This is a genomic window from Marasmitruncus massiliensis, from assembly GCF_900186535.1.
Lineage (GTDB): Bacteria > Bacillota > Clostridia > Oscillospirales > Ruminococcaceae > Anaerotruncus > Anaerotruncus massiliensis_A.
On record NZ_FYDE01000005.1, the window covers coordinates 2,049,635 to 2,074,156 of the forward strand.

20 protein-coding genes are annotated in these 24,522 nt (G+C 49.2%); 4 read left to right on the forward strand and 16 right to left on the reverse strand.

What is annotated here, in order from left to right:
• The first annotated feature begins 16 nt into the window (after positions 1 to 16).
• Positions 17 to 1,213, forward strand: coding sequence for an LL-diaminopimelate aminotransferase (locus C1A10_RS18005; RefSeq protein WP_101911571.1), 1,197 nt, complete (start codon positions 17 to 19; stop codon positions 1,211 to 1,213).
• A 155-nt stretch (positions 1,214 to 1,368) separates the two neighbouring features.
• Here C1A10_RS18005 and C1A10_RS18010 read toward each other — a convergent pair whose 3' ends face one another.
• The 11 genes from C1A10_RS18010 to C1A10_RS18060 form a co-directional block, all read right to left on the reverse strand.
• The gene (locus tag C1A10_RS18010) at positions 1,369 to 1,773 is read right to left on the reverse strand and encodes an arsenate reductase ArsC (RefSeq protein WP_101911572.1); all 405 of its coding nucleotides are present in this window, start codon (positions 1,771 to 1,773) and stop codon (positions 1,369 to 1,371) included.
• Between the two features lie 18 nt (positions 1,774 to 1,791).
• Complete coding sequence (gene arsA, locus C1A10_RS18015; RefSeq protein WP_101911573.1) at positions 1,792 to 3,528, reverse strand: arsenical pump-driving ATPase; 1,737 nt, start codon at positions 3,526 to 3,528, stop codon at positions 1,792 to 1,794.
• On the reverse strand, positions 3,528 to 3,923 hold the full coding sequence (arsD, locus tag C1A10_RS18020) for an arsenite efflux transporter metallochaperone ArsD (RefSeq protein ID WP_101911574.1): 396 nt from the start codon (positions 3,921 to 3,923) through the stop codon (positions 3,528 to 3,530). The genes arsA and arsD overlap by 1 nt, the downstream gene beginning before the upstream one ends.
• A gap of 99 nt (positions 3,924 to 4,022) precedes the next feature.
• Entirely contained in the window at positions 4,023 to 5,087 is a 1,065-nt protein-coding gene (gene arsB, locus C1A10_RS18025; RefSeq protein ID WP_101911575.1) for an ACR3 family arsenite efflux transporter, read from the reverse strand.
• Complete coding sequence (locus C1A10_RS18030) at positions 5,080 to 5,415, reverse strand: ArsR/SmtB family transcription factor (RefSeq protein WP_101911576.1); 336 nt, start codon at positions 5,413 to 5,415, stop codon at positions 5,080 to 5,082. The genes arsB and C1A10_RS18030 overlap by 8 nt, the downstream gene beginning before the upstream one ends.
• A 228-nt stretch (positions 5,416 to 5,643) precedes the next feature.
• Positions 5,644 to 7,377, reverse strand: coding sequence for an adenine deaminase (gene ade / locus C1A10_RS18035; protein WP_101911577.1), 1,734 nt, complete (start codon positions 7,375 to 7,377; stop codon positions 5,644 to 5,646).
• Between the two features lie 14 nt (positions 7,378 to 7,391).
• Positions 7,392 to 9,173, reverse strand: coding sequence for an adenine deaminase (locus C1A10_RS18040; RefSeq protein WP_101911578.1), 1,782 nt, complete (start codon positions 9,171 to 9,173; stop codon positions 7,392 to 7,394).
• A gap of 42 nt (positions 9,174 to 9,215) precedes the next feature.
• Positions 9,216 to 10,370 carry a BMP family lipoprotein gene (locus C1A10_RS18045; protein ID WP_101911579.1) on the reverse strand — a complete coding sequence of 385 codons (1,155 nt, stop codon included), beginning with the start codon at positions 10,368 to 10,370 and terminating at the stop codon, positions 9,216 to 9,218.
• 22 nt (positions 10,371 to 10,392) lie between these two features.
• Positions 10,393 to 11,322: an ABC transporter permease gene (locus C1A10_RS18050; protein ID WP_101911580.1), complete on the reverse strand. Its 930-nt coding sequence runs from the start codon at positions 11,320 to 11,322 to the stop codon at positions 10,393 to 10,395.
• A complete protein-coding gene (locus C1A10_RS18055; RefSeq protein ID WP_101911581.1) occupies positions 11,319 to 12,437 on the reverse strand; it encodes an ABC transporter permease in 1,119 nt (372 codons plus the stop codon). Before C1A10_RS18055 ends, C1A10_RS18050 begins: the two co-directional genes overlap by 4 nt.
• A 12-nt stretch (positions 12,438 to 12,449) precedes the next feature.
• The gene (locus C1A10_RS18060; RefSeq protein WP_101911582.1) at positions 12,450 to 13,964 is read right to left on the reverse strand and encodes an ABC transporter ATP-binding protein; all 1,515 of its coding nucleotides are present in this window, start codon (positions 13,962 to 13,964) and stop codon (positions 12,450 to 12,452) included.
• A gap of 1,276 nt (positions 13,965 to 15,240) precedes the next feature.
• Here C1A10_RS18060 and C1A10_RS18065 point away from each other — a divergent pair.
• Entirely contained in the window at positions 15,241 to 16,641 is a 1,401-nt protein-coding gene (locus C1A10_RS18065) for a PhoH family protein (protein ID WP_101911583.1), read from the forward strand.
• 83 nt (positions 16,642 to 16,724) lie between these two features.
• Here the strand turns inward: C1A10_RS18065 and C1A10_RS18070 are convergent, their stop codons facing one another.
• From C1A10_RS18070 to C1A10_RS18085, 4 genes are all read right to left on the reverse strand, one after another.
• Positions 16,725 to 18,008, reverse strand: coding sequence for a TRAP transporter large permease (locus C1A10_RS18070; protein ID WP_101911584.1), 1,284 nt, complete (start codon positions 18,006 to 18,008; stop codon positions 16,725 to 16,727).
• Between the two features lie 10 nt (positions 18,009 to 18,018).
• Entirely contained in the window at positions 18,019 to 18,507 is a 489-nt protein-coding gene (locus tag C1A10_RS18075) for a TRAP transporter small permease (RefSeq protein WP_101911585.1), read from the reverse strand.
• An 81-nt stretch (positions 18,508 to 18,588) separates the two neighbouring features.
• Entirely contained in the window at positions 18,589 to 19,644 is a 1,056-nt protein-coding gene (locus C1A10_RS18080) for a TRAP transporter substrate-binding protein (RefSeq protein ID WP_101911586.1), read from the reverse strand.
• A gap of 118 nt (positions 19,645 to 19,762) precedes the next feature.
• On the reverse strand, positions 19,763 to 20,563 hold the full coding sequence (locus C1A10_RS18085) for a GntR family transcriptional regulator (protein ID WP_101911587.1): 801 nt from the start codon (positions 20,561 to 20,563) through the stop codon (positions 19,763 to 19,765).
• A 263-nt stretch (positions 20,564 to 20,826) separates the two neighbouring features.
• Here C1A10_RS18085 and C1A10_RS18090 point away from each other — a divergent pair, with 263 nt between their 5' ends.
• A complete protein-coding gene (locus C1A10_RS18090) occupies positions 20,827 to 21,462 on the forward strand; it encodes a class II aldolase/adducin family protein (RefSeq protein WP_101911588.1) in 636 nt (211 codons plus the stop codon).
• A 179-nt stretch (positions 21,463 to 21,641) separates the two neighbouring features.
• Positions 21,642 to 23,156 (forward strand): xylulokinase, encoded by a 1,515-nt coding sequence (locus C1A10_RS18095; protein WP_101911589.1) that lies wholly within the window; start codon positions 21,642 to 21,644, stop codon positions 23,154 to 23,156.
• 131 nt (positions 23,157 to 23,287) lie between these two features.
• Here the strand turns inward: C1A10_RS18095 and C1A10_RS18100 are convergent, their stop codons facing one another.
• Positions 23,288 to 24,352 carry a LacI family DNA-binding transcriptional regulator gene (locus tag C1A10_RS18100; protein WP_101911590.1) on the reverse strand — a complete coding sequence of 355 codons (1,065 nt, stop codon included), beginning with the start codon at positions 24,350 to 24,352 and terminating at the stop codon, positions 23,288 to 23,290.
• Positions 24,353 to 24,522: the final 170 nt, after the last annotated feature.

A 24,522-nucleotide genomic window follows, 5' to 3' on the forward strand; every position in this document is an offset into this window, starting at 1 on the left:
GAATGGAGTGTTAATTTTGGCAAAAATCAATGAAAACTACCAAAATGTGAAAGACAGCTATCTGTTCTCCGATATCGCAAAGCGGGTAGCAAACTATTCTCAGGAAAATCCCGGCAGGCAAATCATTAAGCTTGGAATCGGGGATGTGACGCTTCCCTTAATGCCTGCGGCCATTGCCGGGCTGCATGACGCGGTGGACGAGATGTCAAGGGCAGAAACTTTTCACGGCTACGGCCCGGAACAGGGCTATGATTTTCTTCGCAGCGCCATTCATGGCTATTATCAGACCTTCGGTGTGGAGCTGGAGGAGGACGAAATCTTTGTCAGCGACGGCGCCAAAAGCGATATCGGCAATATTACCGACCTGTTCGCGGTGGACAATACCGTCTTGATTCCGGACCCTGTTTATCCGGTTTATGTGGACACCAACATCATGAACGGCCGGAAGATCATTTTTATGGACGCCAACGAAGGAAACCAGTTCCTCCCCATGCCAGACCCCGCTGTGGACGCCGACCTGATTTACCTGTGTTCCCCCAACAACCCCACCGGCGCCGTATATAATGCCGGTCAGTTGAAAGCGTGGGTGGATTACGCAATCTCCCGCCATGCGGTCATCCTGTTTGACGCCGCCTATGAGGCGTTTATTGGGGATGACAGTCTCCCCCGCAGCATTTATACAATCGAGGGTGCGAAGCAGTGCGCGATTGAATTCTGCTCCCTTTCCAAAACAGCCGGATTTACCGGCACGCGCTGTGGATATACCATCGTGCCGAAGTCGCTTGTATTTGAAGCCTCCAATGGCGGAACCCTTTCGCTGCATAAGATGTGGAACCGTCGTCAGACTACAAAATTCAATGGTGTGCCCTATATTGTGCAGAAGGGCGCGGCAACCGTATTCACCGAGGAAGGCATCCGTCAGGCGCACGAGATGGTGAATTATTATAAAGGCAATGCCAAAATCATCGCTGATACGCTGACCGAAAAGGGAATCCCCTTCTTCGGCGGTATCCACTCCCCTTACATCTGGATGAAGTGCCCCAACAATATGAAATCATGGGAATTTTTTGATTATCTTCTGCAGAATGCCAACGTTGTCGGAACGCCCGGCGCCGGATTTGGCGTAAATGGGGAAGGCTGGTTCCGTTTGACCGGATTCGGTGACCGTGAGAAAACAAAAGAGGCGATGGCGCGGTTTTCAAAGCTATTTTAAGAAGTGTCTCTACGGAAACGCTTGTCTCTGAATATTCAATAAAAATGCCGCCGGCTGTGCCGGCGGCATTTTTGATATGGGCGAAGCCCTATGATTGTTTTCTCCGTTCCCGTTTGTAATAAAATAAACATTTACAGGTCTTCTGCATCTTATAATCAGGCATCCTTGTTGGCTTTCATTTTTGTTGCAAGCTCTTTTACCTTATTTTCTATTTTGCGTATGACAGTTATAAACTCGTCATCGCTTTTCCCTGTCGGATCTTCAAGCCCCCAATCTTCCCTGTGTTTGCAGGGCAAGTACGGGCAGGTGACGTTGCAGCCCATCGTAACGACAACATCAACCGGAGGGATCTCTGAAAGCAGCTTTGAACGCTGTGTTTTTTCCATATCGATTCCATATAACTGTTTCATCAAACGGACAGCATCCTGATTGATCTGTGGTTTGGTTTCCGTTCCCGCTGAATAACTTTCAAACGCATCGCCCGCGAGATGTCTGCCCAAGGCCTCCGCAATCTGCGAACGGCAGGAGTTATGCACACATATAAAAGCAACCTTTGTCATGGTATCCATCCTTTCCCGTTAGAGTTCCAGCAGCTTCCCGCCCTTGATGTCATCCGCGCTCCATGCAATGACCGCAAAGTCGCCTTTGGTATGGGAATCCACCTTATTAATCCATGGGATTTCATTGCTTGCCTTTGCCGCCAGCAACTGGTTGGTGGTATCCGTTTGGAGCATAGAGGCATTGATTACCCACCACTTAGCACTGATGCCTGCGCGTTTCAAATCTTCCTCCAGACGCATCGCCTCATAGACCGGGGTAGTTTCTGCAAGGGTTACAAGGATGACCGCTGTTTCATCCGCGTTGCGCAGTCGGGGCAGCAGTTTTTTGACTGATTCCGGAACATCCCCCTGTGTCCGTTTAACCTCCCGGTGATAGCTTTGCGTTGCGTCCAAAAGGAGCAGCGTATGTCCGGTAGGCGCGGTATCGATGACCACTGTGCTTTCTTCGGCTTTATCCACGATCTCGGCAAAAGCACGGAAAACCGCAATTTCCTGCGTACAAGGAGAACGCAGGTCTTCTTCAATATAGGCAATGTCCTCCTTGGACATGGTTTCCCCTGCTTTGGCAAGGACTTCTTCCCGATACCGCTGAAGCTCCGCTTTCTCATCAATATGACTCATGCTGATGCCGCTGTGCTCATCCAGAACAAATTTCAGGTGCGCGGCAGGGTCGGTGGTTGCAAGATGCACCTTTCTTCCCTTGGCTGATAAGCCCAGAGCAATCGCAGCGGCAACGGTCGTTTTGCCGACGCCGCCCTTGCCCATCGTGAAGATGACTTTTTTGCCTGTGCGGTATAAGTCCTCGATTACGTCCCGCAGGCGTGGCAGCGATTCTGTATGAAGTGATTCCCCGCCCAAAGCCACATGATCTTTTGTAAGTAAATCCCGTACACCGGAAAGTCCGGTAATGTTGTAAGCGCGCAGGGGAATGAAATAGGTAATAAGTCCCCGAAGTTGTTCCGGCATTGCTTCCAGCTCCCTTTGCTGTTTTCGGTACAGGCTTTCGGAAATACTGTCGTCATAGGAAGCCAGCACGCCGTTTATAATCAATATTTGATTGCGGATGCCAAGCTCGGAAAGCTCTTTCGATGATCGCTCGGCTTCCTTTATGGGGGCTTCCTCCGAACGGGTCACAAGGATCAGGGTTGTAAGCTTCTCATCGGACAGGGTAGATACAGCATTTTTGTAAATTTCCTTTTTGCTTTCAAGGCCGGAAAGCTGCCCTAAGCAAGAGGCTCCATGCGTATTTTCGCTGATGAAATTGCTCCATGCGGAGGGTAATTGAAGCATACGCAGAGTATGGCCTGTTGGCGCAGTATCAAAAATGATATGATCGTATTCTTTCTGGACACTTTCGTCGGTAATGTAATTCGAGAACTCATTGAATGCCGCAATCTCAACGGTACAGGAACCGGAAAGCTGTTCTTCCATGTTGGCGATTACGGAATCGGGCAGCTTACCGCGATAGGGTGCGATTACACTTTCCCGGTAGCCTGCCGCCGCCTGAACCGGGTCGAGATTAGCTACCACAAGGTTCGGAACACCCTCAATTGGTACCCGGCCGTTTGTCAGATTGACTTCAAATACATCCTGTAAATTGGAGGCGGGGTCGGTACTGACGAGCAGCACCTTTTTGCCGCTATCCGCAAGCGTCACGGCGGCAGCGCAGGCGGCGGAGGTTTTGCCTACGCCGCCCTTTCCTGTGAAAAACAGGTACTTGGTCAGGGGGACTGTCAGGGGATGAAACAGTTCCATCAGCAACAGCCTCCCTTACAGCCGCAGCCGCCGGACTTCTTCCGGATGACCTTTGCTTTTACCGGCCTGCGCTGCTCTGCAAGCATACCTTCAGGAAGATTCAACAGGCTTGTAAATTCCTCATTGGCGGGATATCGGCCGGTGATCACAATTTCATCATCCACCGTGACAACAGGAAGTCCCTCCGGTCCATGAGCATTGATATAGGCATTGACCACTTTGTCGTTCACAAACTCCATCGGCGCATTATTCAGATTGTAACGGTGCACAGCGATGCCGTTGCTTTTCAGTGTATTCAGCACGGTGGAAATACGGAGCAGTTCTGGATTGACGCCCACCCCGCAAAGACCGGTTTCGCAGCACATGGCCGGTTCAAATATCTTCATTTTCTTCATAACAGACAACTCCTTCTATCATAATTATTTTTTGCCGAAGCGATCAAGATGCTGATGGCAGGGCGCTGTCTCCGTATACACAGGAATCACAGCGGCATTTCAATCACTGTTTTCTCCTTCCGCAGGAAACCAGTGGCGGGTCCTGTTTGCAAACCGCACCAGAATGAGCATGACCGGCACCTCTGTGAGTACACCCACAATGGTTGCAAGTGCCGCCGGGGAAGCGGAGCCAAACAGGGAGATTGCAACCGCTACCGCAAGCTCAAAGAAATTGGAGGCGCCGATCATCCCAGCCGGAGCCGCAATACTGTGAGGCAGTTTTAACCCTTTCGATGCGAGATATGCAATAAAGAAAATCAGGAATGTCTGGAGAATCAGCGGAATTGCGATCAGAACGATATGCAGAGGATTTTCCAAAATAACATTGCCTTGGAATGAAAAGATAATAATCAGCGTCAGAAGCAAACCGATGACGGTCACGTTGTTAAACTTTGGAACAAACTGATTTTCGAAGTATTCCAAGCCCTTGTTTTTAATCATCAGCGTCCTTGTCAGGATACCCCCGGCAAGGGGAATCACCACAAACAATGCCACGGATAGAAGCAAGGTATCCCACGGCACGGTAACGCCGCTGACATCGAGCAAAAAAGCGACGATGGGCGTAAACGCAATCAGGATGATCAGATCGTTGGTGGCAACCTGTACAACAGTATAGGCCGGATTCCCTCTGGTTAGATGGCTCCATACAAATACCATCGCGGTACAGGGAGCCGCACCAAGAAGCACCGCCCCCGCAAGATATTCCTTTGCCAAATCAGCAGGGATGGCTGTTTTGAATACGACATAAAAGAAAAATGCGGCAATCCCGTACATGGTAAACGGTTTAATCAGCCAGTTGATTACCCATGTAACAAAGAGCCCCCTCGGATTCTTACCGACATTTTTGATGCTGGTAAAATCTACTTTCATCATCATAGGATAGATCATAAACCAGATCAGAACCGCAATGGGAAGGGAGATTTGTGCATATTCAAATCTCCCTAAAAACGCGGGAATACCCGGCAGGTATTTCCCGATCAGGATACCAGCCGCCATACACAGCAAAACCCAAAGGGTCAGATACTTTTCAAAAAAGCCGATCCCGGCACTTTTTCCCTTACTCATTCTCACCACATCCTTTACAGAAGTCCGCATCTTCTTTGCAGATGCAGCTTTCCTTGTTGGATGTGATGTTACAGAAAAACTGCTTTGTTTTGCTGATGGTATCCGCATCCAACGAGTAGTATGTCCATTTACCTTTCTCTCTGCTCTTGACAAGTCCACACTCACACAAGAGCTTCATATGATGGGACAACGTAGATTGGGACATTTCAAACTTTTCTAAAATCATACAGGCGCAAAGCTCCCCGCAGGAGAGCATATCTACGATCATCGCTCTTTTGGGGTCGCCCAGCGCCTTAAATACTTTTGTATATTCCAAATAGCTTTCCATATCGGCACCTCATATCTATAAACTTCGATATGACTATTATATGCATCAAATCGGAAAGTGTCAATATGATATTCGGGAACTGTCAAAATAAATATCCACCGGATTGGTCGGCGATTGTTTCTACGAGGAAACAATTAAGGGCGGCATCGCACGGATGCCGCCCTTTAATCTGCCCTCTCCTGAGAACAAGCATTGAGAACGCAAGCATAAAAACCAAGCAAAGACGCTTCAGGCCTCAAGCGGAATAAAAGCAAATTTTGTAACGTCGAACAGCCCCATATCGGTGAGCTTGAGCTCGGGAATCACGGCAAGCGACATAAAGCAAAGCGTCATTACCGGCTCCACATCCCGGCTGATGCCAAGCTGTTCATAAGCGTCCGCATGGATTTCGGTCAATTTTTCACTTACCCACTCTCCGGTACGATCACTCATGATACCGCCTACAACCATCGGCATGGAATTGATAATTTGTCCATCCTTCACAAGGATAATGCCGCCATTCTGCACGATCAACTGTTCGACCGCGAAAGCCATATCCGCGTCATTGGTTCCCACCACAATGATGTTATGGGAATCATGCGCAATCGAAAGCGCCACAGCGCCGGACCGGATGCCATACCCCCGAAGCAGGCCAAGCGCCACATTTCCCGTGTTCTGATGGCGCTCCACAACAGCAATTTTGACAATATCCTGACCGGGCTGACAGACAAATTCTCCCTGCTCGTCAAGTATAACGTCGGCAACACCCTTGCCGGTCACAACTCCTCCGGGAACGATGTCTATCACGTTGACATGGGAGGATTTCAGCCTAAGCCGGAGCTTTTCCGCTCTGAAATCCCTGACATGGAAACTTCCGCGCACTGCGGAAAGATCAAAGCGGCGTACCTCAGGTAAATAAGTTCCGTCTTTTGCAATTTCTTCTCCCTGAATGAATACGCGCCGCACGCAGAATCCATTTAAATCATCCAGAAGGACAATATCTGCCCGGAGTCCCGGCGCGATTGCTCCCCGGTCATACAGGCGGAAACATTCCGCCGCGTTCAGGCTCGCCATTTGAATCGCCGCAATCGGATCAATCCCTTCCTCCACGCAGATACGCAGATGGTTATCCAAATGTCCTAATTTCAGGATGGTCTCCGGCTGACGGTCGTCCGAACAGAGCAGGCAGCGTCGGCTGTTGGCCGGAGTGACCGCTTTCAGAAGGGTGCGCAGATTATGGCAGGCCGAACCTTCCCGCAGCAGAACATAAAGCCCCCGGGAAATCCGGTCGAGCATTTCTTCCACTGTGGAGCATTCGTGATCGGTGTGAATACCGGCAGCCGCGTAGGCGTTCAATTCACTTCCCTCAAGTCCGGGGCTGTGCCCGTCGATCAGCTTGCCCTCATTTTTTGCGACCAGCAGCTTGTTGAGCACCTCGTCGTCGGCAAACACTACGCCGGGATAATTCATAAACTCGCCCAAACCCAGAATCCGGCTGTTTTTGATCGGCTCACGCATCATCTGCGCGTCAATCACCGCCCCGGCATGCTCAAACGGCGTCGCCGGCACACAGGACGGGAGCATGTATTTGATATCCAGCTTGGTCGCCTCGGCGGCCTTAAGCATATAATCCATGCCGTCCAGCCCGCATACGTTGACAATTTCATGTGGGTCGGCAATAATCGTGGTCGCCCCGTGAGGTACCAGAAGCCGCCCGATTTCCTCGGGGGGCACATAAGAAGACTCAATATGGATATGGGTGTCGATAAAGCCCGGTGACGCAAAGCGCCCCTGCGCGTCAATTTCCCGTTTTCCCTGATAGCTCCCGACTCCAGCAATCAGCCCGTCGCTGATTGCAATGTCCTGATTTTCGGTGATTACCGAGCGGTAGACGTCGACAACTTTACAGTTCTTGATCACCAAATCCGCAGGAATTCTATCTGCGGCAACATCCAGCAGCTTCTTCAACGCTTCCTTTTGCATGAAAACACCCCTTTTCAAGATTCCCGCAGTTCCAATACCGGATCAAATGTTGTCAGATTCACACAGTCGACCGGCCCCACGTCGGTAATCGCATAATCCGGGATCGCTGTGATCGGCAGGAAAAACATATACATCAGCGGTTCCGACAGGGTACAGCCAAGCGTTTTTGCGCAGACGTTCAGTTCTTTTTCCCTCACAGCTACCTTTGCCGGCTCCTCATCGCTCGCGATACCGCCGACCGGAAGCGGAAGGAAATCCAGCACTTCCCCGTCGGCGACCACTACCTGCCCGCCGCCATGGGTAATCAGGTAATTGGCGGCAATTGACATGTCATTCGCGTCAACGCCCATCACAATGAGGTTATTGTCATCCGGTGCGGCAGAGGACGCCATAGCGCCTCTTTTCAGCTTCCAGCCCGAACAAAATGCCAGCGAACGGTTCCCGTTTACACCGAAGCGTTCCAAAACCGACACCATTGCCACATCCTGCTCGGTATCCGGCAGCACCACATGGTTTTCAACTTTCAGGGAAACGTCCCGCCGCTTACGCACGAACGGCCCTTTCACGTCCATCGACAGGACTTTCGCGGCACCGCGTTCAATGGACACCTTATATTGGAAATCCTCCGGAACGGTCATTTTGCATTTCAGCCGGCCGCTGAGCGCCGCGCTGCGGGCAGGAGCTTTCAATTCATAAGTTAACCCGCCGCTTTGCGCCACCAACTGCCCACCGCTGATAACCGCCTGCACGCGGAAGCTTTCCGGGCTGTCAATCAGCAGGATATCCGCGATTCTGCCCGGAGAAATCGAACCGACCTTATCGTCGATGCGGTACGCCTCCGCGCTGTTGATGGTTCCCATCTGAATGGCGGTCATCGGGTCGACACCCGCCTGGATAGCCAGACGCACCAGATGGTCCACGTGCCCCTTTTCCAGAACGTCGGAGGGGGTGACGTCGTCGGTGCAGAAGCTGACCCTCCGGGCCAGCGCGGGATTCACCTCGGTTACCGCCCGGATATTTTCTGCAAGGAAATGGGTAACCGACGATTCACGGATGACCATATGTATCCCCTTACGCATTTTTTCCACAACTTCAGTATGGTCGTAGCTTTCATGGTCAAGCCGCACACCCGCGCAGAGATAGGCATTCAGCTCTTTTCCACGCGCCATAGGTGCGCAGCCGAAGATCGGAAGCCGGTTTTCAAAAGCAAGCGCGATTGCCCCCAGCGTGTTTTCATCCTCTTCCGTCACCGATTCACGCACCGTTTCCCATACGCCGAAGCATTCCGGCCACTTCTGAACCTGCTCATGAATTTGGGGATTGAAGTTACAGGACACCGTCGATGTCGGAAACGTGTACGGCGTTTTGTGCGGCGCACCCCAGAATACTTTCAGCGGGCCGGCCTTCACTTCCGCAAGCACCTCCTGAAGTCCTTCGATGCCCGCCACAGAAATATATTCGTCCAGTCCGGAGACCATACTGGTCGTTCCGCAGGGAACAACCGCCTTTGCAAAGCTTGTAATGCTTAGCTTGCTGCATTCGCTGTGGATATGCCCATCAATGAGACCGGGGACCATATACCGCCCCGCGGCGTCGATTGTCTGCGTATCGGGCCCGATATAATCGCTCACATCGCCCACCGCAACGATCGTATCCTTATAAATCGCAACATCCGCAGGGTAAATTTCGCTGGTCATAACGTTGACCAGCTTTCCTCCTCGGATAACCTTTTCCGCCGGTATGGTTCCCCTGCCGGCGCGAATCAGTTCTTTGAGATTTTCCAGTGTTTTATCCATTGATGATAAATCTCCTTCAATTATCGATCTTATCCGATCTGTTTATTGCCAGTCGCCGATGACGTTGTCCACCAGGAATTCCTGAGCGACAATCTGCTCGTCACTCATTGTTTCGCCTGCGGCCACCAGTACATTGCCTTTGTTGTCCTTGAGTTCCCCGCCATAGACCTTGATCTTGCCGCTTGCGATATCTTCCTTGACCTGAAGCACCTTCTTTTGGACATCTTCCGGAACAAGCTCACTGTTAAAGTCGGAAATTGCAGAGGAGTCTCCCCCCTCGTAATAATAGTCATCCGGGTTTGCGGTGCCGTCGGCAGCGGAAGCAATAATTTTTTCGAAAATCGGCGCAAAGTTCCAGACATAGGAGAACAGCACGGCCTTGGGGGCAAGCTCCTCCATATCCACATTGTAGCCGATGCAGTAAGCGCCGTTCGCTTCGCAGGTCTGCGGGACAGCGGGAGAAGAGGCCTCCATACCCATGTATTTGATTCCCTGGTTGATCAGCGTCTGTGCGCTCTGGGTCTCAATATCCACATCGTACCAGCTGTTCGCCCAGACGACCTGCACTTTCTCCTCGGGGTCGGCATATTTCGCCCCCAGCGCAAAGCCGTTGATCGCGGCGCGTACAGAGGCTTCGGACATGCTCGCGGCAAATCCGAGCGTTTTGCTCTCCGACATAAGCGCGCAGGCGTATCCGGCAAGGAACATACCTTCGTAGTTGCGGATCTGGTACCCGATCAGATTCTCGGTGCGCGCTCCCTGCTGTGCGATGATCACGTCGGGATTCTGCGGCGCAAGGTCGGACAGGAATGCGGCGTAGCCGGAGCTGGCACCGATAATCAGGTTCACGCCCTCGCTGACAAGCGCATTGTACGCGTTCTCAACCGCGACCTGCTCCTCACTGACGTTCTCAATGGTAATCAGGTTTTCCTCCGGGATTCCCAGTGACTGCATGGCACGCAGGATGCTTTGATTTGTCGCCTGACACCAGCCCCCGTCATTTACAACAAGGGAAGTGATCTGCCCGATCTTAAAGTTCGACCAGTCGGTACCTTGCTCCGAAGGCGCGGCGGACTGCTCCGCCGCAGGTGTGCTTGCCGGAGCAGAGTTCGCGGACGACCCGCCGGAGCACCCCGCCAGAGATGCCGCTGTAATTGCCAGTGCCAACAGAATGCTTGCGAAACGTTTGTTTTTCATTTTCTATACCTCCCAAATATCTTTACCGACTTTCGCGGTCATAAGAACAACAAAGCGCGGCGGGTTCCTCCGTATGTTTTTTGCGGAAGCTCCCGGTGGACAGAATAAATGCGGCGACCGTTGCAAGATACGGAAGTGCACTGTAAACCTGCGAAGGCACGCCGGGCAGATAAATCTGCATATTCATTCCGACTATGCTGATCCCCCCGAAAAGCAGCGCGCCCAGCGCGGCCTTTGTGGGATTCCATTCTGAAAACGCCACAAGGGAAAAAGCAATCCAGCCCTTGCCTCCCGTCATTCCCTCGTTCCAGAAATTTGTATATGCAAGGGAAATGCAAACCCCGCTGACCGCTATCATCGAACAGCCGAATATCACATAGGCATACCGCAGCGCGAACACATTGATGCCCGCCGTATCCAGCGCCGCGGGATTTTCGCCCAAGGACCGCAGGATCATCCCCGGCCTTGTCCGGTAGATATAAAACATGCTCAGCGGGATGATCAGGTACATCAGGTATACCAGCAGGTTCTGATGAAACAGGACGTCCCCGATAAAAGGAATCTGCGAAAGCAGCGGAAGCGCAATTTTATCGAACTTCACCGGCGAAGCGATTCCGGTCACATTTTTCCCGATAAAACCGCTCAGGCCGCTTCCGAACGTCAGAAACGCCATGCCGCATACCGTCTGATCGGCCTGAAGCGTTACTGTAAGGAACGCATAAATCAGTCCCAGCAGAGCGCCTGTAACAATCGCGGCCAAAAGCGCAAGCATCTTGCTGTTTGTGTAATAGGCGGTCAGGAATCCGGAAACCGCCCCCATCAGCATAACACCTTCCACACCCAGATTCATAATACCGGCGCGCTGAGAAAAGATCTCGCCGACAGCCGCGTACAAAACCGATACCGCATAGACAATGGCGGCAGCACAGACCGAGGTAATCAAAGCAGTCACAGGCCGACGCCCCCTTTCGACTCAACGGCTTCGGCTTGTCCGGCCGCCGTCGTATCCGGTTTCTTGAGCACAAGCCGGTAACGGTTAAAGAATTCGCCGGCGATAACGAAAATCATGATGCAGCCCTGTATCATGGCCGCAATCTGCGAGGGAACCCCCATAATCTGTACGGCAGAACAGCTGTTGTTGAGTCCTCCCAGAAGAATGGAAACCAGAATCACGGCCAGCGGATGGAACTGGCTCAAATACGCGATGACAATTCCGGTATAACCGCTCCCGCCCGGAAGCTGCGCCTGCACCCGGTGCACGACACCCGTGATCTGTACAAAACCCGCCAGCCCTGCAATCGCGCCGCTCAGCCCCAGAATAATGAGGATGTTGCGGCGTACATTGATTCCGGCATACTGAGCGGAACGCAGGCTGTATTTATTCACCTGCACCTGAAAACCAACAGTTGTATATTGGAAAAAGAGATACAATAATACGGCAAGCACAACCGCTATGACAATTCCCGCATTAATTCCGCTGTTTCCGAGGTAAGGCAGGTACAGTTCCTGCGGGATCTTTTCCGAAATCGGAGTCGTCTGCCTTTTGGCCATCCATGGGCCGTAACACAGATAATCCATCAGAAGCAGCGCGATATAGTTCAGCATCAGCGTGATGATCGTTTCATTCACATTCCAATACGCCTTTAATACCGCCGCGATCATTGCCCAAAGCGCCCCGCCGAGCGCGCAGAGCAGAAACATCACCGCCATACGCAGAGGCAGCGGCAGCGCCGGCCCATACAGCGCAAATGCTCCGCCCATCAGTGCGCCCACCGCGTACTGACCCTCCGCGCCGATATTATTCAGGTTCATTTTAAACGCGGCCGAAACACTCAGGCCGCAGAGCATCAGCGGAAGCCCCGCCATTATGCTGCCCCGGATTCCGCGCAGATTCAGAAACGAGTAGGAGATCATTTTAGCGTAAACAGTAAAAGGGTTAAAGCCCAGCGCAGCAATAAAAATCCCGCTGAAAGCAAACCCAAGCAAAACAAAAAGCACCGAATTCAGGATTCTTCTGCCCAGGGAAGCAACCTGCTTCCTTTCCAACCGAATATTGGCCAGTCCCATCTATGTACCCCCCTATACAGCCTCGCCCGACATCAACCTGCCGATTTCCTCATAGTCGGTCTTGCCGTTTTCCCGGACGCCCATGAGTCTGCCGCCGCATAAAACGCCGATCCGGTCAGCCATCCGGAATATTTCGTCCAGTTCCTCCGAAATTAGCAGAATACACGCGCCCCGCTCTTTTTGCTCCAGCAAAATCCGGTTGATTTCTCCGGCTGCGCCGATATCCAGCCCGCGTACCGGATAGGCCGCTATGATAAGCGACGGGTTCCCATGGATTTCCCTTGCGACCAGAAGCTTCTGCTGGTTTCCTCCTGACATCAGGCCGACCGGCAGCTCCATACCGCCGTTTTTGATATCGTAATCCTTCACATAGTTTTCAGCGGCGGTGCGGATTGCCGCTTTTTTTAAAACTCCCCAGCGGCTGTATGCCGGTTCCCGAAAGTCCTTGAGGACCGCGTTCTGTTGCATGTTCATCTGCGCCACCAGGCCCATCTGGAGCCTGTCCTCCGGAATAAAGGATATCCCCAGCGATATCCGCTGCCGCACATTCGTTTTGGTGATCTCTTTTCCATGCAAGGTAATCTTTCCGGAAACTACTTTGCGCATTCCGGCAAGCGTTTCCGCCAGTTCCCTCTGGCCGCTTCCCGCCACGCCTGCAATCGCGAAAATTTCGCCTTCGCGCAATTCAACGGATAAATCATGCAGTGCGATAAGCCCCTTATCATTTCCGGCACAGAGGTTTTCAATGCTGAGCAGCGGTTTCCCGCCTTTTTCGGATTCTCTGCGCACCGTTTCCGCCAGCGTCCGCGAACCTACCACAGCCCTGGTCAAACGGTCAACCGTGGCCTCCGCGGCAGGCATCTCGTCCGCTATTTTTCCGCCCTTAAGAACAGTAATCCGATCCGCATTTTCCATTACTTCGTTCATTTTGTGAGAAATTACAATGACCGATTTACCCTCGTCTGCCATATTGCGAAGGGTTTTGAACATTTCTCTCGCTTCCTGCGGGGTCAGAACCGCCGACGGTTCGTCCAGAATCAGGATTTTGCAGTCCCGGCACAACAGCTTCATGATTTCAACCCGCTGCTGTTCCCCGACAGACAGCTGCCAGATTTTCGCCGCCGGGTCAACCGGGAGCCCGAATTTCTCAGAGTAATTCCGAATGGTTTTTTCCATAGCTGCTTTATTGATTACAAAGTCGGTGCGTCCCATGCTCAGATATACATTTTCCGCAACGCTCAGCGTAGAGATCAGCTGAAAGTGCTGATGCACCATGCCGATTCCAATATCCGCGGCATGTCTGGGGCTTTTGATCTCTACCCGCTCTCCGTTGGCCAATATCTGTCCCGAGTCCGGCCGATAGATACCGGCCAAAATGTTCATAAGCGTGCTTTTTCCGGCTCCGTTTTCCCCCAGCAGAGCGTGAATCTCCCCCTTGTGCAACCGCAGGCAGATATGGTCGTTGGCATTCGTCTTCCCGAATCGTTTGGTGATTCCCTTCATTTCCAGCAAAACGGCATTCTCCATTTTGAAGCCTCCTTGAGCCACGGCACAAAGATCAATCGTGCAAACAAATAAAAAAGACATGTTACAGCAACGGTAGAATTAAGGCTTCCCGTCCTATAGCATATCTTTTCATTTTTTAGATTTTAAGTTTATAAATTTATAATCAGCATCTTTGACAAAAAAAAACGCAAACAACTCGTTTGCGCCATTGCAACGGAGACAGAATAACATGTTTATTTTCCCCTGTCAATCCATTCGCCGTGATTTTGTATATATGCATTAATTTTATAGAAAGTATCATCCGACTTTTAAATCAATCACCGTTAAGTCAGACTTTTCAGTAAAACTGGAATCAACCAAAGGCAGCAAACCGAATAAATATTCATGAAGCAAGCACATCACCACATTTGAAATATGTTGCGGACTTCTTAATCATACATAATATTGTACCGCCAGATGGCCGGTGTGATAATTCTTTTCGTTTTGTACAGCTTACGCTACCGGAAGACCTGCCCGATGATTGGGTCCGATTTATCCGGCTTTCCAAAGTGAGTCACATTATGCGCTTATTTTCGCATGGACAATGCTATACTGTTATCGCAGGGATACCCGGCAGGGCGGTTAGTCACTCCAATAAAAGGGAGTGATGATATGGAAGCTGTATTGACGATTGTATTGCTTTACATACTTTTGGAGATACTCAGAACCATAAAAAAATAACCGCCCCCCGTCCAAAGGTTGCGGTTATTTTTGCCTAAGCCAGAGGACTAGCCGCTTATGCGGTATCCCTGCTCAACATTATATGATAAAGTGAAAGCTTTGGCAAGAGTTGCCGGGCTTTTTTATTTTGCTCTCATAGAACAATACATATGCGCTTTGAGCATATTTCATAACTTATTTTAGAGCTGACCGATATTTTTCTGCCGTTGCCTAAACTTTAGCGATCGTATCATTCGCGGCATACCAGTGATGCGATTTACATATCTATCATTTAGAGTTTACCTTTTTATGATAGTGTCCGGGAGCATAATCAGTTATTATGAAGACAGATAAAAAGAATAAAATTTTAAGGAGGTAGCGCCTATGTTTATGTTCCACGGTAATTCGTGGAAACCGGTTCCGCTTATCCCCTCCTGCCTGCACAGCATCGGTATGTTTTTATTTTTTGCCGGACACTACAGTCTGTCTGTGAAGTATGTCCCTCTTGCTGCAAAACGCTATATAAACCAGGAGTGCTTATTGTGCTGATCTGCACAGCAGGCACTCTTTCTTTTTTATCACAATATGGAGGTATCCGATGACGAAAACTTATGTGCTGGACACCAATATTCTAATCCAATCCCCTCTTGCGTTGCTTTCTTTTGAAGATAACAAAGTTGTCCTTCCCATTGCCGTATTGGAAGAACTGGACAAATTAAAAAATGAAGAAGGGGAACGAGGTGCCAACGCAAGGCAAACCATACGGTATTTGGAACAATTAAGGCAAACCGGTAATCTCTTTGAAGGCGTAACACTGGAAACAGGCGGATTCCTTAAAATTGAAACAAATTTTGTCCAGATTGAACTTCCCCATGGGTTCGGGCCGGACGTAAACGATAACCGTATATTAAAGATATGCAAGGGGCTGGCAGAAAAAGGCGAATCCGTAGTCCTTGTCACAAAGGATATTTTAGTCCGCCTGAAGTCACAGAAGATCGGGATTAACGCCGAGGATTTTATGACAGAACAATCCCCGCAGCTGCAGGAGCAGTATGCCGGCAGGCTGGAAGTATACGCGCCGGACAGCGCGATGAATGATTTTAAGAAAAAGGGGATTCTTCCCGAGCAGGTTTATCCGTATACTGCGGATGCATCCAAAATTCCGGACAGCCTGTCGGATGCCATAAAACGGGAGATCCATCCGGTCTGCAACCAGTTTTTTATTATCCATTCCGAAACCAATGAAAAGAAAACCCTGCTGGGCCGCTTTAATGGAAAACTGATTGTCCCTTTAAAGAGCCTGAAAGAAGAGCCTTTCGGAGTGCAGCCCAGGAATGTGGGCCAAAAGTTTTTACAGGAAGCCCTGTCGATGGACGCCGATACGGCTCCTTTGGTCATCGTAAAAGGGGCCGCCGGTACTGCTAAAACCTTCTATTCGCTTGCTGTAGGGCTGGAAAAGATATTTGAGGCGGAAAAGAAAAGCTATCGGAAAATTCTGATTACAAGGCCCAACATACAGTTCGATGACGACATCGGTTTTCTCCCCGGTACGGAACAGGAAAAGATTGCGCCGTACTTGAGGCCTATTATTGATAATCTCGAAATCCTGGTAGATCGAAATGAAAACGAACGATATCAAAATGAGAAGGAACTGCGCGGCAAAATTGATGAACTGTTTAACAGGGGAATCATTACAGCAGAAGCGATGAATTTCATCAGGGGGCGTTCCATCACCTATACCTATCTTATTATCGATGAAGCCCAAAATCTGACACCCAAGCAGGTAAAAGGCATTGTAACAAGAGTAGGAAAAGGCACCAAGGTGATCCTTCTGGGGGATCCGGAACAGATCGATCATCCACTTTTAGATGAACGCACAAATGGGCTTAGCTACGCTTCCGAAAAGATGAAAGGAAGCCCGTTATGCTATCAGATTACCATGCTGACAGAGGAGTGCGAAAGGTCTGCCCTTGCTCTGGATGCGGCCCAAAGAATGTAAATATTCCGGCAGACCGTGTACGAAGCACCAAAAGGAAGGAATCTTTTCGACTCCTTCCTTTTAGATGCGGCAACAATAAAGGCTCAGCCACCTTTTAATACATTAGGCAGCCATTCTGTCATTGGCGCAAAATAAGTTGTCAGCAGAAGCGTTACAAGACCAACAACCATAAATCCACCGCAGGATTTTAAGGTTTTCTCCAGCTTGGTCTCCGCAATACTATTACCGAGCATCGCGCATAAACCGACAGGTGGAGTGATCAGGCCTATGCACAGGTTAGTACACATCATTACGCCGAATTGTAGCACGCTCATGCCGCATGCCTGCGCAATAGGCAAAAGAATCGGTGTGAAGATGACAACCGCGACATTGGCCTCCATAAACATTCCTACAATGATCAAAAACACATTCAGAATCAGCAGCAAGACAGTGGGGTTGCTTGTTACAGAAAGGATTGCTTCGGATATGGCCGCGGGAACTTTCGCAACCGCAAGCGCCCAGCTGGATATTTTTGAACAGCCTACCAGAAACAGCATGATTGCTGAAGTAATACAGCTGTCTACCAGAACCTGTTCCAAATTCTTAAAATTAATGTTTCGATAAGCAACAGCACCGATCAGCAGCGCATACACTACTGAAACTGCTGCCGCCTCGGTCGGCGTAAAGATGCCGCCGAAGATACCGCCCAGGATAATAATGGGCATTAACAAAGCCCAAATACTGTTCTTTGTTTCACGGGCAACAACATGTACATCCAATTTATCTCCTACTGGCAGGTTCAGCTTCCGGGCTTTAAAATAAGTATAGATTACAAAGCCGCCCGCCATCATCAGGCCCGGGAAAACTGCTCCCATAAACAGATCTTTGACTGAATACTGCACCGCGTTTCCATAGACAATCAGAATAATGCTTGGAGGAATCAGCGGGCCGAGGATAGAGGAACAAGATGCAATCGCTGCCGCAAAATCTGCCGGATAGCCTTCTTTTTTCATGGCGGGGATCGTAATTCCCCCGATGGCAGTTACAGTAGCTGTGCCTGATCCGGAGATCGCCGCAAAGATTGCGGAACTGATAACTGTGATAATTCCCAGACTTCCGCGCAGCCAGCCGGCGACCGCGGAGGCGAATCTCATAATGCGGTCATTAATTCCGCCCGCGGTCATCAAATTTCCGGCCAATACGAAAAAGGGAATTGCCAGCATGGGAAAAGAGTCCAACCCGGCAAAAATTTTCTGCGGCAGAATGATCAGCTGATAATTGCCCATCAGGATTGACCCGATAGAAGCAATCCCGATCGCAAAGGCTACCGGAACCCCTAACATAACCAATACAATCAAGACAACAAGCAAAAGAATTCCTATTCCCATTTTGTTCACCTTACACCTTGCCGGTGGATCCTTTCTTCAGAATAAAGTCATTCACCAGGATCTCAATGATAAATATAATCATAAAGAGCGAACCAACAGGAATACTGGTATACATAAACCCTTTTGAGATATGCATTCCCGATGAAAGTTGTCCCATTGTTTGATTTGCTATGGCAAATCCGTAATAAGTCAAAAGAAGCAGCATTGCAATCATAATCAGATATGTAACGAGTTCAACCACATACCGTAATTTAGGAGACATCCGGTCTACCAAAAAGTCAATACGAATATGTTTATAACGTCGAACCGCACAGGCAGAACCAAGCATAACAACCCAGATAAATGCATATCTTGCGAATTCTTCAGCCCAAACATTCGAGCCTTGAAATACATACCGCAAGATAACCTGATAAAAAATAACAGCTGTCATAAGAAGCAACAGCACTGAAATGATAAGACGAAGGATATAATCAATTCCGTTGAAGACCTTTTTCGTCATCTGAATCCGCACCTCTTCCTCACATGGGGATAATTGTCTGGCGCCCACTCAAGATGGGCGCCAAACCTCATCAGTTTCTGTTTACTGTACAGCCTTGATCTTTTCGACCCATTCTACCAGATTCGGGAAGTTGTCGGCAACTACATTTTGGGTAGCTTCTTTAAATGGCTCAAGATCCGGTTCAATGATTTCTGCGCCGGCATCCTTCCATTTTTGGAATGCATCGGCTTCCCCGTCAGTATTGATCTGGCTGACATAAGCAGCAGCCACTTCTCCGGCTTCGATAATTGCAGCCTGCACATCTTCGGGGAGATTCGCGAAATAATCCTGGTTCATCATGAAAACGTCCGCGCTCCAGCGATGGTTCGTTTTAATTAAGTATTTGCAAGCATCCGCCAATCCAAAGTTATAAGAAAGGATTGGTGGATTTTCCTGTGCGTCCACAGTTCCCTGCTGAATACCGGTCAAAACTTCGTTCATGGCCATTGGTGTTGGAGTTGCGCCCAGCGCCTGCCAGGTTTTCACACTCATATCATCATTCGGAACACGAATTTTCAATCCCTTAAGTTCATCCATGTTGGAAAAGCGCTTAGCGCTGGTCGTAACACGTACGCCACGATAGGATGCCCCAAACAGTTTCATACCCGCCTGGTTCCCGGCCTCAGTTAAAAGCGCTTCGCCAACTTCCCCATTCCACACTTTATCAAAATGATCGCGGTCACGCCACATAAACGGTACCAGGTCCAGCAGGGACAGCTCTGTATAGGAAGGAATCGTGCCAAATCCTTCAATTACAATTTCATCCGTACCGAGCTGCAGACCTTCGATAATTTCATTGACATCGCCTAACTGTGCGGCACCATAGATATCAACCCGGACTTTGCCCCCGGTTTTTTCTTCGACAATTTCTTTAAATTTTTCAGCTTCCTTTTGCTTTGGATCCGTATCGGCATTAATGTGTGCCAACCGCATGACAATCACATCACCGTTGGTTTCACCCGATGCCTCAACGGAAGCCGCTTCGGAAGCAGATGCTTGGCTTGGGGCCGCGGAACCAGACGAACTCGTTCCTCCACATCCTGAAAGTATTCCGGCAGCCAGAGTGCCTGCAAGTACCAGAGAAATGATTTTTTTCATGAATAAATCCTTCCTTCTTTTGATTTGCTGTTTTTTGTTCAATAATATTAACCTTAAAATATTTAGGTAAATTTTTTTTAAAGCATCCCTTCTTTCCCGTCAGATGCTTACCGGTCTTTCAAGTTTCGTATTTTTCCGTCATCCGCCTGAGCTGGGCAATTTTTGCGCGGGCCAAATCATCCGTTGCATAATCTTCACAAGCACGATACAGATGACGAATCACGGCGTTAATAAACCGCTGAACATCCAGCGCCTCAATCGCTGAAACAATGGCGCTGTGTTCCATCAGATTGCTCTCCAGCGTGCTTAGTTTTAAAGGGGAATGGCTGTTGCCTAAATAAGCCAGATAGGTAATCCGGTTTGTATCTAATCCTTTATACAGCGTAAAAAGTTTTTTATTGCCACAAAGCCGCATGTAGCTACAATGAAATTTGGTTTCGTTGCTCACCCAGGTTTCATAATCCAAATGTTCTTTATCTTCTATGGATGCACGCATCTTCTCCAGAATTTCCTGCATTTCAGACACGATACTCGTATTTTGGCGGGCAGCTTCAATGATTTCTTCTGCAAAAAATATTTCTGACATCAAGCGGATTTGTATGCTTTCGATTAATTCACTGTTCGTAAACATTCGAACTACCATACTCCGACGGGGCAAAGCCTCTATATATCCTTCTGCAATCAAACGGTTGAGCGCATCTTTTACTGGAGTATGGCTAACGCCGAATTCCTCGGAAAGTTCACGCACCACTAGTTTCTGCCCTGCAGGATATTTTCCAAGATAGATATTGGTACGGATTTTGCTTGCCACCAAATCAACAAGCGAAGTGCTAACAAAATGGCTCAAATCCGCATGCTCATGCTCCTTTGCTTCAAGCACATTCTCCGATTTTATCTCAGGAATCTTTTCAGCCGCCATATTTTCACCTCAAAATTTACCTAAATATTTTTCAACAAGCCAATACTATCATACTTTCAAGAACAAAAACAAGGACCTTTTTTCACAATTAATTGCCTATGGAGATGTCTATTATTTACAAAATTCATATGATTTGGCAGTTATGTAGAGAATTCTAACATCTCGTTTATGCAATATTGATCTTGCTATCTTAGGAAGAATCAGGTATGATATTCTTAAAATTTACCTAAAAATTTAATTTTCAACAGAATGAGAGGATCAACATGGAATTAAAAAACGAGATCCGGAGCTTTTTAGATCTCTGCCATTTACTCCATGAAAAGGATTTGGTAAGCGGGCCGGGAGGAAATGTCAGCTTTCGGTGTGGCAGTCAGGTCATGATCACACCCTCCGGGCGCAGACTGGAATCATTGAAAGAAGAGGATGTTGTATTCTTTTCTTCCGACGGCAGCTTTACTTCACAGAACGGCGGCAAGCCTTCAAAGGAATGGCGAATGCATCTTTCCTGTTACAGCCGGAACGATATCGGAGCAATTATCCATGTTCACAGTGTTTATGCCATGGCTATTTCCTGCTTAAAAAATTTAGACCATCTCTGCGCGATCCCCGTATATACGCCGGGTTATGGCACCCGCGTGGGCAAGCTGCCGGTTATTCCTTACGAACTTCCAGGATCTGTCGAGCTGGCGAAAAAGGTTGCTGCCGTTATAGATAGGCGCAACTCTGTAATGATGGCTAACCACGGTATCCTCACGGTTGGCAAAACACCCGAAGATGCCCTCAATCTCGTCGAAGAAATCGAGGAAGCCGCAAAAATGTACTTTGCGCTGGCTGATCAGGGGCGGTCGCTCACAGAAGAGCAGCAGGCACAACTACTTCCGATGGGTCTGCGCCAATAATAATTCAATCTATCTGTAAGGATACATAAATTCGCGCTTTTTGTTAAGATGGCCGGTATAGGGCGAAAGCGCTCTTTTTGCAGATCTTTTTCAAACTATCTTCTGCATACTTTGTACCCTGACTGCCCCTCGCGGAAATTAATTACAGTCCTTATAATTTTAGGAGGAGTTTTAGCATAATGATTTTTGACGAAAATACACTTCTGCTGGGTATTGATATTGGTACCACGGGTGCGAAATGTGCAATCTATAACCTGCTGGGAGAACTTGTCGCCCATGCGTATCAGGAATATCCAATGATTTGCCCGCAGGACGGCTGGGCCGAACAGGACCCAAACCGCTGGTGGAACGCCGTAAAGGTAAATCTGAACGACTGCTTTTTCCGACAGAAAGTCGACAGCGGTCGAATTGCGGCCATTAGCGTCAGCTGTACCAATGCGCTGACACTAGTAGATCATCATGGAAATCCTGTTTACAACGCGATCGGTCATCATGACCAACGTGCGGACGCCCAAGTTGCCTGGCTGCGGGAGCATGTCGGTGAAGAAACCATTTTTCAGATCACGGCTAATCAGCTTGCAAAAGGAACTTTTTCTTTACCGACTCTTCGCTGGTTTTGTGATAACCGTCCCGAACTGATGGCGGAAGCCTATAAGTTTCTGATGCCCAGCGGATTTATTATTCAAAAGCTTACGGGAAAGTTTTCAATGAACCGCCCCCGCATGGGTCTTACGCTCTTGTCTGAAATCCGCACAGGAAAGTGGTCGGAGACCATTGTTGAACGAGCCGAGATCCCGGAGAGGCTGCTGCCCGAGGCCTATGGGTCTTGTGATATTGTAGGGGGTGTCACACGACAGGCTGCTGAATTGACGGGTTTGCGTGAAGGTACGCCTGTGGCGGCAGGCTGTCTGGATACTGCGGTAGCAACAACAGGCTCCGGCGCTATCAACGCCGGAGATGCCGCGCTTACCGTGGGCAGCAGCGGAAGGGTTTGCTGCATCAATGACCATCCGGTATTTGATAAACGGCTGCTTAATTGCAGCAGCCCGTTTGACGGGCTTTACATGACCATCCAATCGACCGACAATGCTGGCATATCGCTTCGTTGGTTCCGGGATGTATTCGGTTCAGCGGTCGCCGCGGACGCACAAAAATCCGGGAAATCCATTTATCAGTATATGGACGAACTGGTACAGAAGTCTCCGGCAGGAGCCGGGGGACTGCTTTATCTTCCTTACCTTTCCGGCGAAAAAGCCCCGATTTGGGATTCCAAGGCACGTGGCGTCTTTTTTAACATCGGGCTCGGCTCCACATATAGGGACTTTTTACGCGCAGTCATGGAAGGCGTTGCCTTCTCATTGCGGGACTGTATCGGCATTATGCCGGAAATGTCTAAAAATTCGGAGGCGATCCCCATAGGCGGAGGTATCGCAAACAGTACAGTCTGGTGCCAGATATTTGCAGATGTATTGGGACGCCCGATCATTCAGTTAAGGTCCAATGAAACCGAAACACTTGGCGACGCGATTATTGCAGCGCAAAGTGTAGAAATTGAAGCTGTTCCTCGTGATTTCGGTAAAAAACTGGCAAATCAGGGCACTTTATTAACACCTGATTCAGAACATATAAGCTATTATGAAGAACAGTTTATAAAATATAAAGCCTTATACGCAAATGTGAAAGGACTTTACTAGATATCAGGAACAGTATATCTATCCACTTATATTTAGACATACTTGCTTACACAAATATTAATATTATTCAGCTTTCAAGTGAAAATACAGTTAAGGGGGCAGCATGAGCTGCCCCTTTTTTATATTGTCTCTCACCGCACAGGCCCAGTGGAACGGCGGGCAACCAGTTTAGGCTGGTACTCCACCCTTGTAATGACTTCGGACATATTATGCATTTGTTTCATTTTCATATAAAGCATTTCAAATACGTTGCGGCCTTTGTCCGCGATATGGTGTTCCACACTGGTCAGCGATACCTGACCCAGGTGAGACGGGAGCAGGTTGTCGAAGCCGCAGACGCTGTAGTCTTCCGGGATGCGGAAGCCCGCCGACAAAACGGCGTCGGATACGCCGTAAGCGACCATGTCGTTAACCCCGACAAAGGCAGTCAGTTCCGGATTTTTCAGGCAATCCCGCGTCAGCTCATATCCCACGGCGTGTTCGATATGCAGGCGGTCCAGATCCTCCTGAGGAGAGACTTCCCGCTCTCTGACCAATACCGTTCCCTGCGGGCATTCCTTTTGAAATGTTTCCTGAAGGCCATCCAGCCGGCGGGTGCGGGCAGTATTGTACTGGTCCAGCGTGGTGGTAATAAACGCAATGTGCCGGTGCCCCAGCCCGATGATGTGGCGGGCGATCAGGCAGCCCGCGATATAGTTGTTCAGTTCTACCGTGTCCAGGCTGATTTGTTCCGTATGATCACTGATGACCGCAGCGGGAATGGTTTTGCTGATTTCCATCACTTTTTCGGGATTCTGCGGCTGAATCGTAAAAATAATACCGGCCACGGAAGAAGCCTGGATCCTGTCCAATATCTGGGATTCCCGCCGCGGATCACGGTAGGTGACAAAGATCATCTGCCGGTAGCCCTTTGCATCCGCAGCCTGTTCGATGGACTGGATCATATCCGAATAATACGGATTGGTGATGGTGGGGCACACAACTGCAATTGTGTTGGAAAAAATGTGCTGATACGCATGGCTTGCATTTTTGGTATATCCCAGCTGTCTGGCCGCGCTGAAAACTTCATCGACCGTCTGCGCGGAGAAGGAAACGTCGGGCCTTTGGTTCAGAATCATGGAAACGGTGGACGGAGATACTTTTGCCAATCGGGCAACATCCTGAATTGTGGGTTTTGAGGCTTTCACAAAAATCATCCAGTCTCTTTTTAAATAGGGTGGCCCATACAGAGCTTCATAAATCGATATGCGTGCAGATACGAATCAGTCGATGTTCGGCCTGTATAAACTCACCCAATATTACTATAAACGACGCACATAAAAAAGTAAACTAATTCATTGAAAAATTATTAAAATTTTAATAATTC

Excerpts from the sequence above, each read along its gene's own strand:
- arsB (WP_101911575.1), bottom strand. The coding sequence starts at position 5,087 with ATGAGTAAGGGAAAAAGTGCCGGGATCGGCTTTTTTGAAAAGTATCTG.
- C1A10_RS18030 (WP_101911576.1), bottom strand. The coding sequence starts at position 5,415 with ATGGAAAGCTATTTGGAATATACAAAAGTATTTAAGGCGCTGGGCGAC.
- arsD (WP_101911574.1), bottom strand. The coding sequence starts at position 3,923 with ATGAAGAAAATGAAGATATTTGAACCGGCCATGTGCTGCGAAACCGGT.
- C1A10_RS18045 (WP_101911579.1), bottom strand. The coding sequence starts at position 10,370 with ATGAAAAACAAACGTTTCGCAAGCATTCTGTTGGCACTGGCAATTACA.
- C1A10_RS18095 (WP_101911589.1), top strand. The coding sequence starts at position 21,642 with ATGATTTTTGACGAAAATACACTTCTGCTGGGTATTGATATTGGTACC.
- ade (WP_101911577.1), bottom strand. The coding sequence starts at position 7,377 with ATGCAAAAGGAAGCGTTGAAGAAGCTGCTGGATGTTGCCGCAGATAGA.
- arsA (WP_101911573.1), bottom strand. The coding sequence starts at position 3,528 with ATGGAACTGTTTCATCCCCTGACAGTCCCCCTGACCAAGTACCTGTTT.
- C1A10_RS18055 (WP_101911581.1), bottom strand. The coding sequence starts at position 12,437 with ATGGGACTGGCCAATATTCGGTTGGAAAGGAAGCAGGTTGCTTCCCTG.
- C1A10_RS18080 (WP_101911586.1), bottom strand. The coding sequence starts at position 19,644 with ATGAAAAAAATCATTTCTCTGGTACTTGCAGGCACTCTGGCTGCCGGA.
- C1A10_RS18010 (WP_101911572.1), bottom strand. The coding sequence starts at position 1,773 with ATGACAAAGGTTGCTTTTATATGTGTGCATAACTCCTGCCGTTCGCAG.
- C1A10_RS18060 (WP_101911582.1), bottom strand. The coding sequence starts at position 13,964 with ATGGAGAATGCCGTTTTGCTGGAAATGAAGGGAATCACCAAACGATTC.
- C1A10_RS18065 (WP_101911583.1), top strand. The coding sequence starts at position 15,241 with ATGACGAAAACTTATGTGCTGGACACCAATATTCTAATCCAATCCCCT.
- C1A10_RS18100 (WP_101911590.1), bottom strand. The coding sequence starts at position 24,352 with ATGATTTTTGTGAAAGCCTCAAAACCCACAATTCAGGATGTTGCCCGA.
- C1A10_RS18040 (WP_101911578.1), bottom strand. The coding sequence starts at position 9,173 with ATGGATAAAACACTGGAAAATCTCAAAGAACTGATTCGCGCCGGCAGG.
- C1A10_RS18085 (WP_101911587.1), bottom strand. The coding sequence starts at position 20,563 with ATGGCGGCTGAAAAGATTCCTGAGATAAAATCGGAGAATGTGCTTGAA.
- C1A10_RS18070 (WP_101911584.1), bottom strand. The coding sequence starts at position 18,008 with ATGGGAATAGGAATTCTTTTGCTTGTTGTCTTGATTGTATTGGTTATG.
- C1A10_RS18090 (WP_101911588.1), top strand. The coding sequence starts at position 20,827 with ATGGAATTAAAAAACGAGATCCGGAGCTTTTTAGATCTCTGCCATTTA.
- C1A10_RS18075 (WP_101911585.1), bottom strand. The coding sequence starts at position 18,507 with ATGACGAAAAAGGTCTTCAACGGAATTGATTATATCCTTCGTCTTATC.